This window comes from Kitasatospora sp. NPDC022856 (genome assembly GCF_055561235.1).
Map to the genome: position 1 here is coordinate 25,342 of NZ_JBVHHE010000009.1, position 13,975 is coordinate 39,316.

The 13,975-nt window shown below is 73.8% G+C and carries 10 protein-coding genes and 1 pseudogene; 9 read left to right on the plus strand and 2 right to left on the minus strand.

From position 1 onward, the window contains the following. The first annotated feature begins 92 nt into the window (after positions 1-92). The 4 genes and pseudogenes from ACZ34W_RS13125 to ACZ34W_RS13140 all read left to right on the plus strand — a co-directional run. Positions 93-1,301, plus strand: coding sequence for a sensor histidine kinase (locus tag ACZ34W_RS13125; RefSeq protein ID WP_465603673.1), 1,209 nt, complete (start codon positions 93-95; stop codon positions 1,299-1,301). Next, complete coding sequence (locus tag ACZ34W_RS13130) at positions 1,298-1,945, plus strand: response regulator transcription factor (RefSeq protein WP_359807237.1); 648 nt, start codon at positions 1,298-1,300, stop codon at positions 1,943-1,945. Before ACZ34W_RS13125 ends, ACZ34W_RS13130 begins: the two co-directional genes overlap by 4 nt. A 61-nt stretch (positions 1,946-2,006) precedes the next feature. Continuing rightward, positions 2,007-3,035 (plus strand): nitronate monooxygenase, encoded by a 1,029-nt coding sequence (locus ACZ34W_RS13135; protein WP_465603675.1) that lies wholly within the window; start codon positions 2,007-2,009, stop codon positions 3,033-3,035. Positions 3,036-3,259: 224 nt separating this feature from the next. Continuing rightward, positions 3,260-3,403, plus strand: a pseudogene (locus tag ACZ34W_RS13140) (helix-turn-helix domain-containing protein); the annotation flags it as partial. Between the two features lie 122 nt (positions 3,404-3,525). Here ACZ34W_RS13140 and ACZ34W_RS13145 read toward each other — a convergent pair. Next, entirely contained in the window at positions 3,526-5,001 is a 1,476-nt protein-coding gene (locus ACZ34W_RS13145; RefSeq protein WP_465603677.1) for an aminopeptidase P family protein, read from the minus strand. 214 nt (positions 5,002-5,215) lie between these two features. Between ACZ34W_RS13145 and ACZ34W_RS13150 the strand changes: the two genes are divergently transcribed. Genes ACZ34W_RS13150 through ACZ34W_RS13170 form a run of 5 tightly spaced genes read left to right on the plus strand, consistent with a single transcriptional unit; the run spans position 5,216 to position 10,931 of the window. Continuing rightward, positions 5,216-6,967 (plus strand): ABC transporter substrate-binding protein, encoded by a 1,752-nt coding sequence (locus ACZ34W_RS13150; protein ID WP_465603679.1) that lies wholly within the window; start codon positions 5,216-5,218, stop codon positions 6,965-6,967. Between the two features lie 13 nt (positions 6,968-6,980). Next, positions 6,981-7,940, plus strand: coding sequence for an ABC transporter permease (locus ACZ34W_RS13155; protein WP_465603681.1), 960 nt, complete (start codon positions 6,981-6,983; stop codon positions 7,938-7,940). Then, positions 7,937-8,923 (plus strand): ABC transporter permease, encoded by a 987-nt coding sequence (locus ACZ34W_RS13160; RefSeq protein WP_329486900.1) that lies wholly within the window; start codon positions 7,937-7,939, stop codon positions 8,921-8,923. Before ACZ34W_RS13155 ends, ACZ34W_RS13160 begins: the two co-directional genes overlap by 4 nt. Continuing rightward, on the plus strand, positions 8,923-9,921 hold the full coding sequence (locus ACZ34W_RS13165; protein ID WP_329486899.1) for an ABC transporter ATP-binding protein: 999 nt from the start codon (positions 8,923-8,925) through the stop codon (positions 9,919-9,921). Before ACZ34W_RS13160 ends, ACZ34W_RS13165 begins: the two co-directional genes overlap by 1 nt. Further along, the gene (locus ACZ34W_RS13170) at positions 9,918-10,931 is read left to right on the plus strand and encodes an ABC transporter ATP-binding protein (RefSeq protein WP_329486897.1); all 1,014 of its coding nucleotides are present in this window, start codon (positions 9,918-9,920) and stop codon (positions 10,929-10,931) included. The genes ACZ34W_RS13165 and ACZ34W_RS13170 overlap by 4 nt, the downstream gene beginning before the upstream one ends. Positions 10,932-11,346: 415 nt before the next feature. On the opposite strand, the gene ACZ34W_RS13175 is transcribed toward ACZ34W_RS13170, so the two are convergent. Then, entirely contained in the window at positions 11,347-13,719 is a 2,373-nt protein-coding gene (locus tag ACZ34W_RS13175) for an immune inhibitor A domain-containing protein (protein ID WP_329486896.1), read from the minus strand. Positions 13,720-13,975: the final 256 nt, after the last annotated feature.

Below are 13,975 nucleotides of genomic sequence, written 5' to 3' on the forward strand. Positions count from 1 at the left end.
GCGCGGGATTGGAACCTCGGCATCGAAGGGGAGAGGCAGAGTTCAACCTTTTGATTGATCCGTCCGGGCGGCACGGACCCTAGGCTGGACGGATGGCGACCGAACGACCTCGAACCACCCCCGTCGCCCGCGTGCTCCAGGTCTGCCTGCACCTGCTGGTGGCGGGCCTGCTCGCACTCGCCGTGGCCCGTGCCGTGGTCGGCCGCGGCGCCGAGCCGGCGGCCGTCGTCGCCGCCGGTACCGCGATGGCCGCGGTGTACGCGGCCGGGCCGCTGGTCGGGGCCGTCCGGCGGTCGCGGTGGTCCACCGTCCTCTGGCTGGCCGTGCTCGGTGTGACCTGGGTGGGAGTGCTGACCACCACCCAGGACGGCGTCTGGCTCGCCTTCCCGCTGTACTTCCTGGAGCTGCACCTGCTCGGCCGCCGGGGCGGGCTGGTGGCCGTCGCCGTCACCGCCGTCACCGCGGTCTTCGCGTGGTCCTGGCACCAGCACACCGTCGGCTTCGCCGCGGCGATCGGGCCCACGCTCGGTGCGGCCGTCGCCGTCGTCACCGTCTTCGGCTACCAGGCGCTCTACCGGGAGAGCGAGGAGCGCCGCCGGCTGATCGACGAGCTCACCGCCGCCCGGGCCGGCCTCGACGCCGCCCACCACACCGCCGGTGTGCTGGCCGAGCGCGAACGGCTGGCCCGGGAGATCCACGACACCCTCGCCCAGAGCCTGTCCAGCATCCAGCTGCTGCTGCGGGCCGCCCAGCGGGCCCTGCCCGACCGGACCGAGGCCGCCGCCGACTACGTCGAACAGGCCCGTCGGGCGGCCCAGGACAACCTCGCCGAGGCCCGCCGCTTCGTCCGCGCGCTGACCCCGCCCGATCTGGAGAGCGGCTCGCTGGCCGGCGCCCTCGAACGGCTCTGTGCCACCACGACCGCGCACGCCGGCCTGCCCGTCCGGCTGCACGTCTCGGGCGACCCGGTGCGGCTGCCGGTGCCGCACGAGGTCGCGCTGCTGCGGATCGCGCAGTCCGCCCTGGGCAACACGGTGCGGCACGCGAAGGCCTCGCACGCCGAGGTGACGCTCAGCTACATGGAGGGCGAGGTCGCGCTGGACGTGTTCGACGACGGGGCGGGTTTCGACCCGGCGCGGGCGGCCGCCGACGCCGGCGGGGACGGCGGCTTCGGCCTGCCGTCCATGCGGGCCAGGGCGCGGGCGCTGGGCGGTACCTTCGCCGTGGAGTCCGCCCCGGGAGAGGGGACGGCGCTCGCCGTACTGCTGCCCGTCGCCCCCGCCACCGAGGACTCCCCGTGACCGACGCCGTGATCCGCCTGCTGCTCGCCGACGACCACCCGGTGGTCCGGGCCGGGCTGCGGGCCGTCCTGGAGAGCGAGCGGGACTTCGTCGTCGTCGCCGAGGCCGCCACCGCCGAACGGGCCGTGCAGCTGGCGGCGGAGGTCGAGGTGGACGTCGTGCTGATGGACCTGCAGTTCGGGCCGGGCTCGGCGATGAACGGCGCCCAGGCCACCGCCGCGATCACGGCCCGGGCGGCGGCGCCCCGGGTGCTGATCGTCACCACCTACGACAGCGACGCGGACACCCTGCCCGCGCTGGAGGCCGGGGCCACCGGGTACCTGCTGAAGGACGCGCCGCCGGAGGAGCTGGCCCGGGCCGTCCGCTCGGCCGCGCAGGGGCGGACGGCGCTGGCGGCGGCGGTGGCGGACCGGCTGCTGGAGCGGATGCGGACGCCGTCGGCGGCGCTGAGCGCGCGGGAGACGGAGGTGCTGGGACTGGTCGCGGACGGGCTGACCAACCAGGGGATCAGCCAGCGGCTGCATCTGAGCCAGGCCACGGTGAAGTCCCACCTGGTGCACGTCTACGCCAAGTTGGGGGTGGACTCGCGGACGGCGGCGGTCCGCGAGGCACGGGCGCGGGGGCTGATCCGCCGGGGGGCCTGAGGGCCGCGGGCGTAGGGTTGGGCGGAGCCCGAAGCCGTCACGCGCAGTGGAGGAACCCGGAATGGCCGTCCGCCTCGACGAACTCGCCGTGCCCGTCATCGCCGCGCCCATGGCGGGCGGGGCGACCACCCCGGAGCTGGTCGCCGCGGTGAACGCGGCCGGGGGGCTGGGGTTCCTCGCCGCCGGGTACCGGAGCGCCACCGCGATGGTCGAACAGATCGACCGGGTGCGCGAGTTGACCGACCGGCCGTTCGGCGTGAACCTCTTCGTGCCCGCCGCGCCCGGCGATCCGCGGGCCGTCGCCGCCTACCGCGCGCGGCTGCTGCCGGAGGCGCGGCGCCTGGATGTCCGCCTGCCGGAGGAGATCGCGCCGGACCGCGACGACTGGGACGCCAAGATCGCCGCACTGCTGGCCGGGGCGCCGGCCGTCCCCGTGGTGTCGTACACCTTCGGGCTGCCCTCGCCCGAGGAGGCGCGGGCGCTGCGGGCGGCCGGGATCCACCAGGTCGCCACCGTGACCACGCCGCAGGAGGCGCGGCGCGCCGAGGCGGTCGGGATGGACGCCCTCTGCGTGCAGGGTCCGGAGGCGGGCGGCCACCGGGCCACGCACGGCGTGGCGGACCGGCCGGGGGACGTCCCGCTGCTCCGACTGCTGCCCGCCGTGGGCGCGGTGACGGCGCTGCCGCTGATCGCGGCGGGCGGGCTCGCCGACGGGCCGGCGGTCGCGGCCGCGCTGCGGGCCGGGGCGGTGGCCGTCCAGGTGGGGACGGCGCTGCTGCGCGCGGCCGAGTCCGGGGCGAACGCGGCGCACCGGGCCGCACTGACCGAACTCCCGGAGACGGTGGTGACGCGCGCGTTCACCGGCCGCCCGGCGCGCGGGCTGCGCAACGCGTTCATCGACCGGTACGAGCCGTACGCCCCGGCCGCCTACCCGGAGGTGCACCACCTCACCCAGCCGCTGCGGGCGGCGGCTGCCGCCCGGGCGGACACCGCGGCGATGCACCTGTGGGCCGGCACCGGCCACCGCGCGGCCCGCGGCGGCCCGGCCGCGGAGATCGTCGGCGAGCTGTGGCGGGCGGCCCGGAGCTGAGGCGGACGGCCACTCGCCCCACCGGGCGCACACCCGGGGCGCGAAGAGCCGGCCGTGTCATCCCCCGCGAGGGTGGCGGGACGGCGGAGCCGCGCTACGGCCGGGCCGGTGTGGGGGAATGAGCCGGTGAGGGAGCGCGCGCATGAAGGGTCGTGGCTGGACCGAGGTGAGGGCAGAGGTCCTGGAGCGGTTCCCCGCGCCGGCGACGCCGGAGGCGGACGCGGATGCGGCAGGAGTCGTTGGCGCGGATCCGTGGTCACGAGCTGGCGGAGCTACGGCGGAAGGTGGGGCTGACGCAGAAGGAGGTGGCGGGGCTGCTCGGGGTGAGCCAGGCGCGGGTGTCGCAGATCGAGCACGGGCAGGTGGACAGCCTGGACAACCTGCGGGCCTGCGCGGCGGCGATCGGCGGCGAGGTGGAGGTCACCGTGGGCAGGGGGACCGGACGATCAAGGTGGCCTGAGCCGGCCCCCTGCCCGTGGCGCGGTGGTGGTCAGGCGAGCAGTTCGGCCATCCAGGCTTCGACGGCGGTGGCGGTGCGGGGGAGTGCGTCGGACATCAGCCGGGCGCCGTCGGCGGTGATGACGAGGTCGTCCTCCAGGCGGATGCCGAGCCCGCGCAGTTCCAGCGGGAGGGTCTCGTCGTCGGGCTGGAGGTAGAGGCCGGGCTCCACGGTGAGGACGTGGCCCTCCTCCAGGACGCCGTCGAGGTAGGCGTCGGCGCGGGCCTTGGCGCAGTCGTGCACGTCCAGGCCGAGCATGTGGCCGCTGCTGCAGAGGGTGTAGCGGCGGTAGAGGCCGCTGTCCTCGGCGAGGGCCTGCTCGGCGGGGATCCGCAGTACGCCCCAGTCGGCGAGGCCCTCGGCGAAGACCCGCATCGCGGCGAGGTGGAAGTCGCGGAACCGCGCGCCGGGGCGCAGCGCGGCGATGCCGGCGTCCTGGGCGGCCAGCACCAGGTCGTAGGCCTGGCGCTGGGCGGGGCTGAAGGTGCCGCTCAGCGGAAGGGTGCGGGTGATGTCGGCGGTGTACAGGGTGTCGGTCTCGACGCCGGCGTCGAGCAGCAGCAGGGCGTTCGGGTCGAGCGCGCCGTCGTTGCGGATCCAGTGCAGGACGCAGGCGTGGGCTCCCGACGCGGCGATGGTGTCGTAGCCGGTGCCGTTGCCCTCGGCGCGGGCGCGCAGGTTGAAGATCCCCTCGATCCAGCGCTCGCCGCGCGGGTGGCGCAGGGCGGCGGGGAGGGCGCGGACGACGTCCTGGAAGCCGAGGACGGTGTGGTCGACGGAGAGCTGGAGCTGTTCGACCTCCCAGGCGTCCTTGACCAGGCGCAGCTCGGACAGCACCGAGGCGAGGGCGGCGTCGTCCGCGCGCCGGGCGGGTGAGCCGGGCCGGTCGGTGGCGGCGTCCAGGGCGGTGTCGACGCCGGCTAGCACGCGGGTGGCGGGCTGCGGTCCGGTGAGCAGCTTGTCGAGGTCGTCGAGGTGCTCGGTGCGCAGGCCGGTGAGGCGGGTGGCCTCGGCGAGGTCGGGGCGGCGGCCGACCCAGAACTCGCCGTAGCGGCGGTCGCGGTAGAACTCGCCGCCGCGGGCGGAGTCGCCGCCGCGCGGTGAGCGGGGGCGCAGGTAGAGGACGGGCTCGTGGCCCTCGGGGCCGGCGGGCTCCAGGACGAGGACGTGGCCGGGCTGGTCCTCGCCGGTGAGGCCGGTGAGCCAGGCGTAGGCGCTGTGCGGGCGGAACCGGTAGTCGTCGTCGTTGCTGCGCACCTTGAGCTCGCCGGCCGGGACGATCAGGCGTTCGCCGGGGAAGGCGGCGGAGAGCCGGGCGCGGCGGCCGGGCATGGCGGCGTACCCGGGGACGCGCCGGTCGTCGGTGAGCGGGGTGGGGGCCCAGGCGGTGGCCATGTGGGCCTCCAGGGCGGGGGAGGTCGGCAGGTCGTGGCTGCTGGTGTTGAGACCGGTCTGACGGAGGGTCACCGGGGGGTCTCCTCTACGGGGCGGCGGGGTGGCACGGACACAGCTCGATAACGGGACGCGTCATCTCTTGTGCAGTGCAATTTCACATTACTATGTTACGGGTCACACCGCGGAGCGGCCAGACCTGTCGAGGCGCCCTCCCGGTCGATCCCCGGATCACCTCCGGGGTCGGACGACGGGCCATCAACGGCGGCCCCCCACTGCGGAGTTGCACATGAACAGGCGCACCCACGCCGCCCTCGCGGCGGCCCTCGCGGCGACACTCACCCTCGGCCTCGGGGCCTGCAAGAACGACAAGAGCGACACCGCCGGTGACACCACGGCCGCCGGAACCAAGGGCCCGGGCGCGGCGGCCGGCTCCATCGTCGGCGGCTCCCCGGTCAAGGGCGGCACGCTCACCGTGCTGACCAACCAGGACTTCGCGCACCTCGACCCGGCCCGCAACTGGGTGCTGCCGCACATGGACTTCGGCACCCGGCTGATCTACCGCACCCTGGTCACCTTCAAGTCCGAGCCGGGCAGCGCCGGCAGCGAGATCGTCCCGGACCTCGCCACCGACCTCGGCAAGTCCTCCGACGGGGGCAAGACCTGGACCTTCACCCTGCGCGACGGCCTCAAGTACGAGGACGGCAGCCCGATCAAGTCCGCCGACGTCAAGTACAACGTCGAGCGGTCCTTCGCCCCGGACCTCACCGGTGGCCCCGACTACGCCATCCAGTACCTGGCCGGCGGCGAGAACTACAAGGGCCCGCTGAACGGCGAGCACCTGCCCAGCATCGAGACCCCGGACGACAAGACCATCGTCTTCCACCTGAAGCGCCCGGTCGCCGAGTTCTCGTACACCGCCACCCTGCCGACCTTCTCGCCCGTGCCGCAGTCGCAGGAGAAGGGCACCCAGTACGACTCGCGGCCGTTCTCCTCCGGCCCGTACAAGATCGCCTCCTACGACCGCGGGAAGCAGCTCGTGCTGGTCCGCAACACCAACTGGGACCAGGCCTCCGACACGGTCCGCAAGGCGTACCCGGACAAGATCGTGGTCACCCAGGGCCTCAAGGGCGGTCAGGCCGACGACCGGGTCATCGCGAGTGACGGCGCCGACGCCTCCACCATCGAGATGCCGTGGATGCAGCACGAGTCCGTCTCGAAGGTGCTGCCCAAGGCGGACGTCAAGGCCCGCATGGTGGCCGAGCAGACCGGCTGCACCGACATGCTGTACCTGAACACCGCCAAGGCGCCCTTCGACGACCCGAAGGTGCGCGAGGCGATGATGTACGCGGTCGACCGCGAGGCCCAGGTCACCGCCTTCGGCGGCCCGGCGATGGCGGACGTCGCGACCTCCTTCCTGCCGCCCTCGCTGACCGCCGGGGCCAAGGCCGATCCGCTGAAGATCCCGGCCGCCGGTGACCCGGAGAAGGCCAAGGACCTGCTCAAGGCGGCGGGCAAGACCGACCTCAAGGTCTCGCTCCTCGTGTCCATCGGTGACAAGAGTCGCGGCGAGGCGCTCCAGCAGTCGCTGGCCAAGGCCGGCGTCCAGGTCACCGTCAACACCGTGGACGCGTCGGCCTTCTCCGACACCGTCGGCGACACCAGGAACGCCCCCGAGCTGACCATCAACGGCTGGTGCCCGGACTACCCGTCCGCCGCGACCTTCCTGCCCTTCCTCTTCGACGGCCGCACCATCAAGGAGAAGGGCAACCAGGGCAACTACAGCCAGTTCCGGGACCAGGCCACGATGGACCGGATGGACCAGATCGCGGCCATGACCGACCTGGCCGAGGCCAACGCCGCCTGGAAGCAGCTGGACGAGGACCTGGTGAAGAAGGCCCCCGCCGTGCCGCTGATGTGGCAGCGCCGCCCGCTGCTGGTCGGCACCAACGTGGCCGGCGCGTTCGGCAACTCCGGCTACGCCGGCATGATCGACATGGCTGTGGTCGGCCTCAAGGACCCCGCGAAGAGCCAGGGCTGAGGGAACGTCAGCGATGAGTACTACCACTGACCCCGCCGCCGTGGAGGACACGGCGGCGGGTCCCGCGAAGGCCGCCGGGCGCGGGCCCTGGCGGCTCGTCGGGGAGCGGCTGTGGGCCCAGGGTTCGGCCCGGTTCGGCCTGATCGCCGTCGCCGTGCTGGTCCTGGCGGCGGCCCTGGCCGGCCCGTTGAGCTCGCTCGGCGGCTGGACCCCCGAGGAGTTCGACAAGCGCGCCATCGACCCCTACATGGGCGGCACGCCGATCGGCGCCTTCGGCGGGATCGGCACCCGGCACTGGCTCGGCGTCGAACCCGGCTCGGGCCGCGACCTGTTCGCCCGCGTGCTGCACGGCGGGCAGGTCTCCCTGCTGATCGCGTTCACCGCCACCGCGCTGGTCGTGATCGCCGGCACCCTGGCCGGGATCGTGGCCGGCTACTTCGGCGGCCGCGTCGACGCGGCGCTCTCCCGGCTGATGGACCTCACGATGTCCTTCCCCTCGCTGATCTTCATGATCGCCATGATGTCGGTGGCCAAGGACGTCAACCGGATCCTGCTGATGACCCTGGTGATCGGCCTGTTCGGCTGGCCCGGCATCGCCCGGGTGGTCCGCGGCCAGACCCTCTCGCTCAAGCACCGCGAGTACGTCGAGGCGGCCAAGGTCGGCGGCGCGCGCTCCTGGCGCATCCTCACCCGGGAGATCCTGCCGAACGTCTCCGGCCCGATCATCGCCTACACCACGCTGCTGATCCCCGGCATGATCGCCACCGAGGCCGCCCTCAGCTACCTCGGCGTCGGCGTCCGCCCGCCCACCGCGTCCTGGGGTCAGATGATCGCCGAGAGCATCCTCCACTACGAGACCGATCCGACCTACTTCCTCATCCCGACGGTCTTCCTCTTCATCGCGGTGCTCGCCTTCACCCTGCTCGGTGACGCGCTGCGCGACATCCTCGACCCCCGGGGAGGCCGGTCATGATCATCTACCTCGGCCGCCGGCTGATCGGCGTCGCGGGCATCATGCTCGCCATCTGCGCCATCACCTTCACCATCTTCTACCTGCTGCCCAACGACCCGGCCGCGGCCGCCTGCGGCAAGACCTGCAGCCCCGAGCGGCTCGCCGCCGTCAAGGCGGCGATGGGCCTGGACGCGCCGGTCTGGGACCAGTTCGGCAGCTACCTGGGCGGCATCTTCGCCGGCCGCGACTACGGCAGCGGCCCCAGCGCCGTGCACTGCGGCTTCCCCTGCCTGGGCTACTCCTACGAGTACGGGCTGCCGGTCTGGGACCTGCTCACCGACCGCCTGCCGGTCTCCGTCTCGCTCGCCTTCGGCGCGGCGGCGCTCTGGCTGGTCCTCGGCCTCGGTGCCGGCATCACCTCGGCCCTGCGCAAGGGCGGCCTCACCGACCGCACCCTGATGGTGCTGTCGGTCGGAACCGCCTCGCTGCCGGTCTACTTCACCTCGATCATGCTGATCTGGGGCGTCGTGCGGACCGCCGGCCTGCTGCCCTACCCGTCCTACCACGCGCTCACCGAGGACCCGTTCGGCTGGGCCTCCAACCTGCTGCTCCCCTGGATCGCGCTGGCCCTGCTCTACGCGGCCATGTACGCCCGGCAGAGCCGCAACTCGATGATCGAGACGATGGCCGAGCCGTACATCCGCACCGCCCGCGCCAAGGGCCTGCCCGCGCTCACCGTGACGGTCAAGCACGGGCTGCGCTCCGGGATGACGCCCATCCTCACCATCTTCGGGATGGACCTCGGCGGACTGCTCGCGGGCGCCGTCATCACGGAGTCGATCTTCGGTCTGCCCGGGGTCGGCCGGCTCTTCTACGACGGGCTGATCCGCTCCGACCAGCCCGTCATCCTCGGCGTCACCCTGCTCGCGGCCTTCTTCATCGTCGCGGCGAACCTGCTGGTCGACCTGCTCTACGCCTACGTCGACCCGAGAGTGAGGTACTGATGGCACTGTTGGAGGTCGAGGATCTCGCCGTCTCCTTCGACACCCCGCGCGGCACCGTCCGGGCCGTCGACGGCATCTCCTTCACCGTCGCGTCCGGGCAGACCCTCGGCCTGGTCGGGGAGTCCGGCAGCGGCAAGTCCGTCACCTCGCTGGCCGTGATGGGCCTGCACCGCGGCGCCGCCGTCACCGGCTCGATCCGGCTGGCCGGACAGGAGCTGAACGGCCTGGGGGAGCGGCAGCTGGGCACCGTCCGGGGGCGGCGGATCGCCATGATCTTCCAGGACCCGCTGTCCAGCCTGCACCCCTTCTACACCGTCGGCGAGCAGATCGCCGAGCACTACCGGGTGCACTTCAGGGCCGACCGCAGGGCCGGCCGCGCCCGCGCCGTGGAGATGCTGGGCGAGGTCGGCATCCCCGAGCCGGCCCGCCGGGTCGACGAGTACCCGCACCAGTTCTCCGGCGGCATGCGCCAGCGCGTGATGATCGCCATGGCGCTCGCCTGCGAACCCGACCTGCTGATCGCCGACGAGCCCACCACCGCCCTGGACGTCACCGTCCAGGCCCAGATCCTCGACCTGATCGCCCGCATCCAACAGGACCGCGGCCTCGGCGTCGTCATGATCACCCACGACCTCGGCGTGGTCGCCCGGGTCGCCCACGAGGTGCTGGTGATGTACGGCGGCCGGGCCGCCGAACAGGCCCCGGTCGACCGGCTGTTCGGCGCCCCCGCGCACCCGTACACCCGCGGGCTGCTCGACTCGCTGCCCCGCCTCGACGATACCGACGACGCCCCGCTGCGGGCCATCCCCGGCAGCCCGCCGTCGCTGATCGCCCCCGCCCCCGGCTGCACCTTCGCCCCGCGCTGCGCCCGCACCAGCGCCGCCACCGCCGAGGAGCACGCCCGCTGCCTGGCCGAGCGCCCCGCGTTCGGCCCGCTCGCCCCCGGCCACCAGGCCGCCTGCCACCTGCCGCTGGTGCCGCTGGGAGCCCGCTCATGAACGACCGACCGCTGACGGCCGACCGGCCGCGCTCCGCCGAGCCGCTGCTGTCCGTCCGGGACCTGGTGAAGACCTTCCCCGGCCGGCGCAGCCGCACCGGCCGGGCCGGCGCCCCGATCCGGGCCGTCGACGGCGTGAGCTTCGACGTCGCCCAGGGCGAGACGCTCGGCCTGGTCGGGGAGTCGGGCTGCGGCAAGTCGACCACCGGGCGGATGATCGTCCGGCTGCTCGACCCCACCGCGGGCACCGTCACCTTCGACGGCACCGAGATCGGCGGCCTGTCGCAGGCCGCGCTGCGCCCGCACCGGCGGCACCTCCAGATGGTGTTCCAGGACCCGTACTCCTCGCTCAACCCCCGCCAGACGGTGGCCCGGATCATCTCCGAGCCGCTGCTGGTCCAGGGCGCCGGCGCGGCCGGGGCGCGCAAGCGGGCCGCCGAGCTGATGGAGCTGGTCGGGCTGATCCCCGAACACCTGGACCGCTACCCGCACGAGTTCTCCGGCGGCCAGGCCCAGCGGATCGGCATCGCCCGCTCGCTGGCCACCTCGCCCCGGCTGGTCATCGCCGACGAGCCGGTCTCCGCGCTGGACGTCTCCATCCAGGCCCAGGTGGTCAATCTGATGGAGCGGCTCCAGGACGAGCTCGGCCTGGCGTACGTCTTCATCGCGCACGACCTCTCGGTGGTCAAGCGGGTCTGCGACCGGGTCGCCGTGATGTACCTCGGCCGGATCGTCGAGATCGGCGACAAGGCGGAGGTCTACGGCAACGCCGCGCACCCCTACACCCGGGCGCTGCTCTCCGCGGTGCCGCTGCCGGACCCGGCCGCCGAGCGGGCGCGCGAGCGGATCGTGCTGCTCGGCGACCCGCCGAGCCCGGCCAACCCGCCGTCCGGGTGCAGCTTCCACCCGCGGTGCCCGAAGGCCCAGGAGCTCTGCCGGACGGAGCGTCCGCTGCTGCGGATCGCCGGACCGGGCACCCGGCAGGCGGCCTGCCACTTCCCGGAGGCCTGACGCCCCGGCCGCCGGACCACCCCTGCCCGCCTGTGGGCCGGGCGGTCCGGCGGCACCCCGGGGGCCCGTCCGCGGGCCCTCCTCCCGACCCCCGGTCGGGCGCGGCGGGGAACCTCTTGAGGGCCGCGTCCGACCGGGTTCCAACGTCTCGAAGGCCCGTACCCGCTGGTGGGTACGGGCCTTCTGCGGTCGGGGGCCGGGGGTCTGGCGGGCCGGTGGGGGCGCCGGGGGCGGGGGCGGTACCCGGCGCCGACGCGGTGCCCGGCGTGGTCGGTGTGGACCGGGCCGGGCGGCCGGCGGGTCGCGGAGCCCGGCCGCTCCCGCGGTCGCGACCGGCCCCGGACGACGCGAGGCCGTGGCCCCCGGACGGATCCGGGGGCCACGGCCGTTGTGCGGTGCGCGCGGGTGGCGGGCCTCAGGAGGCCGGGCCCACCCGGACGGTGGTGATCCGGCCGTCCTGGGCTTCGCGGACGACCTCGATCTTGGTGTTGGTGTCCGGCACCTTCACGCCGAGCTGCGGCGTGGCGGGGTCGGAGTAGACCCCGGTGCGGTCGTTGAAGGCGGCGACGGCCGGCTCGGCGCCGATCCGCACCGGGACGCCGGCCTTGTGCAGGGTGAAGCCGGTGGTCCGCTTCAGCGAGAAGGTCGCGTCGAAGGTCTGCGCGCGGGCGTTGACCAGCGTGCCGTCGGCGAACCGGATCGGCGCCGGGTGGGCGTCGACCGGCAGGATCAGCCCGCCGCCGGGATGGTCCTTGGTGTTGTTGTCGCCGTACCCGGTGTCCCAGAGCCAGACCAGCACGCCCTCCTGGTACGGGTAGGTGTCGACGATGTCCTTCTTGCCGTCGACGCCCGTGTACCCGAAGTTGTACGGGCCGGTCTTCAGGAAGGCGCCGTAGCCCGCGTACCGGCGGTTCTCCACCAGGTAGGCGCGCGGGTGCGAGGTGACTGCGGTGCGGCCGGTGACCACCGAGAACCCCGTCGCGGTCCAGCCGTTGGCCCCGTTCTCGGCGCCGTCGGCGAAGAGCTCGGTGGCGCCGGCGGCGACCCGGACGGTGTCGACCAGGACGCCGCGGCCGTGGGTGTTGTTGTCCGAGGTGACGTGGAAGCGCAGCCGGACCTGCTGCCCCGCGTAGCCGTCCAGCGGGACGGACAGCTGCCGGTAGGCGCCGGACGTGCCGGTCAGACCGGGGGTGTTGGCGGTGGTGTTGCCGATCGGCGTGCCGTCGACGGTGCCGCCGAGCGCCTTCCAGGTCTTCCCCTCGTCGGTGGAGGCCTCGACCGCGAGGAAGTCGTAGTCCTGCTCGATGTCGTACCAGGCGGCGGCGGTCAGCGTGACCGGTCCGCTCACCGGGCGCAGGTCGACCGTCCGGGCCAGCGAGTTGTCCAGGTTGTCGCCCGTCCCGCTCCACCAGTGGTTGGCGCCCTGGTTCGGGTCGGCCAGGTCGGTGCTGGTGGTGCCGTCGGGCAGGTGCACCAGCACCGCCTGGGCCTGGTCGGTGTTGTAGCCGCTGACACCGAGCGCGTGGCTGGAGCGGGTGGCGGCCTGCGCCTCGTCGTAGTCGAGCCAGCCGAACTGCAGCTTGCTCCAGGCGTCGAGGTCACCGGGGTAGCCGCCGGTGGTGTTCTTGCCCTTGCCGAGGTACGAGCCGGAGGACATCAGCGACCAGAAGTTGACGCTGTTGTCGCCGCCGGTGGTGCTGTACAGGTCGGGCAGGCCGAGGTTGTGGCCGAACTCGTGGGCGAACAGGCCGACGCCGCTGTTCTCGCCGCCCTGCACGTAGTCGTAGACGTACAGGCCGGTGTCGCCGACCGGGGCGCCGCCGATCCGGTTGCCCACCGGGCCGGTCTGGCCGGCCGGGTCCGGGAAGGCCCAACTGCGGTGCGCCCAGAGGGCGTCGGCGCCCTGCGCCCCGCCGCCCCAGGTCTCGTCGACGCCCGCGTGCACCACGATGACGTTGTCCAGGTAGCCGTCCGGCTGGCTGAACTCGCCGTCCTTGTCGTGGTCGTAGCGGTCGTAGACGTCGTACTGGGCCAGCTCGGCCTTGACGTCCGCGGCGGAGCGGCCCTTGCGGACCTCGCCGTCGTACCAGGCCTTGACCGCGTCCCGGACGAACTCCTGCCCCTGCGTCCAGGCGCCGGACCCCTGGGGGCCCTTGTTGCTGCCGTACCGGGCCTCGTTGTACGGCACGGTGACCCAGTCGCTGACCGTGCCCTCGACGTCGTAGCGGCCGGAGGACTGGGTGCGGTAGTAGTTGCGCATCGAGACCGCGCCGGGCGCGTCGTCGAAGAACAACTGCTGGTAGTAGTCGCGGTCGAAGTCCTTGGACCAGAGCGTGTGGTTGTCGCTCCTGCCCGGCTTGGGGATCGCGTTGTGCTGCGGGCCGGGCGTGCCGCCGTAGCGGGGCTGCCCGTTGTACTCGGTGGTGTTGTCCACCTGGTCGCCGAACTGGGCGAGGATCACGAAGACCTTGTCCGTGCGCTGCTGCGCGAGCTGGACGTAGTCGTTGCCGATCTTCACCCTGGCGGGCGCCCGCTTCTGCGAAGTCTTGGCCACGGAGCCCTTGTTGACCTGTTCCAGGGCCTTGGTGCGAAGCGACTGGCGCTCGCGTTCCTGGGGGGCGAGCGGGCCGGGCGGGGCCTCGGTGCCGCCCTCCTCGGCGCCTTGGGCGGCGGCGGCCGCGGTGAGGGCGGGGGAGGGGGGAGCGGCCTGGGCGGGGGTGCCGAGGAGGGAGGCCGCTATCGCGCTCGTGGTGAGCGCGGCCGCGAGTGCCGCGGACAGTCTGCGCAACTGACCGGTCCTTTCCGGACGGTGGGTGGTCTGGGGAGTCGGTGGAGTCGGTGGAGTCGGGAAACAGTCGGTGGAGCGCAGGTAATATTTCACATGTCATGGGTCACACGGAAGGGATGGGACAGGGCGACGGGCCGGACGCGGGGCCGGCCCCCCCCGGGGGGGGGCCGGGGGGGGGGCGGCGGGGGGGGGGGGGGGGGCGGGGGGCGCCCCCCCCGCGCCCCCCCCCCCCCCCCCCCCCCGCCCCCCCCGGGGT

What these genes read in the sequence shown, in the direction of transcription:
- ACZ34W_RS13125 (WP_465603673.1), top strand. Translation starts at nt 93, where the DNA reads ATGGCGACCGAACGACCTCGAACCACCCCCGTCGCCCGCGTGCTCCAG.
- ACZ34W_RS13135 (WP_465603675.1), top strand. Translation starts at nt 2,007, where the DNA reads ATGGCCGTCCGCCTCGACGAACTCGCCGTGCCCGTCATCGCCGCGCCC.
- ACZ34W_RS13150 (WP_465603679.1), top strand. Translation starts at nt 5,216, where the DNA reads ATGAACAGGCGCACCCACGCCGCCCTCGCGGCGGCCCTCGCGGCGACA.
- ACZ34W_RS13155 (WP_465603681.1), top strand. Translation starts at nt 6,981, where the DNA reads ATGAGTACTACCACTGACCCCGCCGCCGTGGAGGACACGGCGGCGGGT.
- ACZ34W_RS13160 (WP_329486900.1), top strand. Translation starts at nt 7,937, where the DNA reads ATGATCATCTACCTCGGCCGCCGGCTGATCGGCGTCGCGGGCATCATG.
- ACZ34W_RS13165 (WP_329486899.1), top strand. Translation starts at nt 8,923, where the DNA reads ATGGCACTGTTGGAGGTCGAGGATCTCGCCGTCTCCTTCGACACCCCG.
- ACZ34W_RS13170 (WP_329486897.1), top strand. Translation starts at nt 9,918, where the DNA reads ATGAACGACCGACCGCTGACGGCCGACCGGCCGCGCTCCGCCGAGCCG.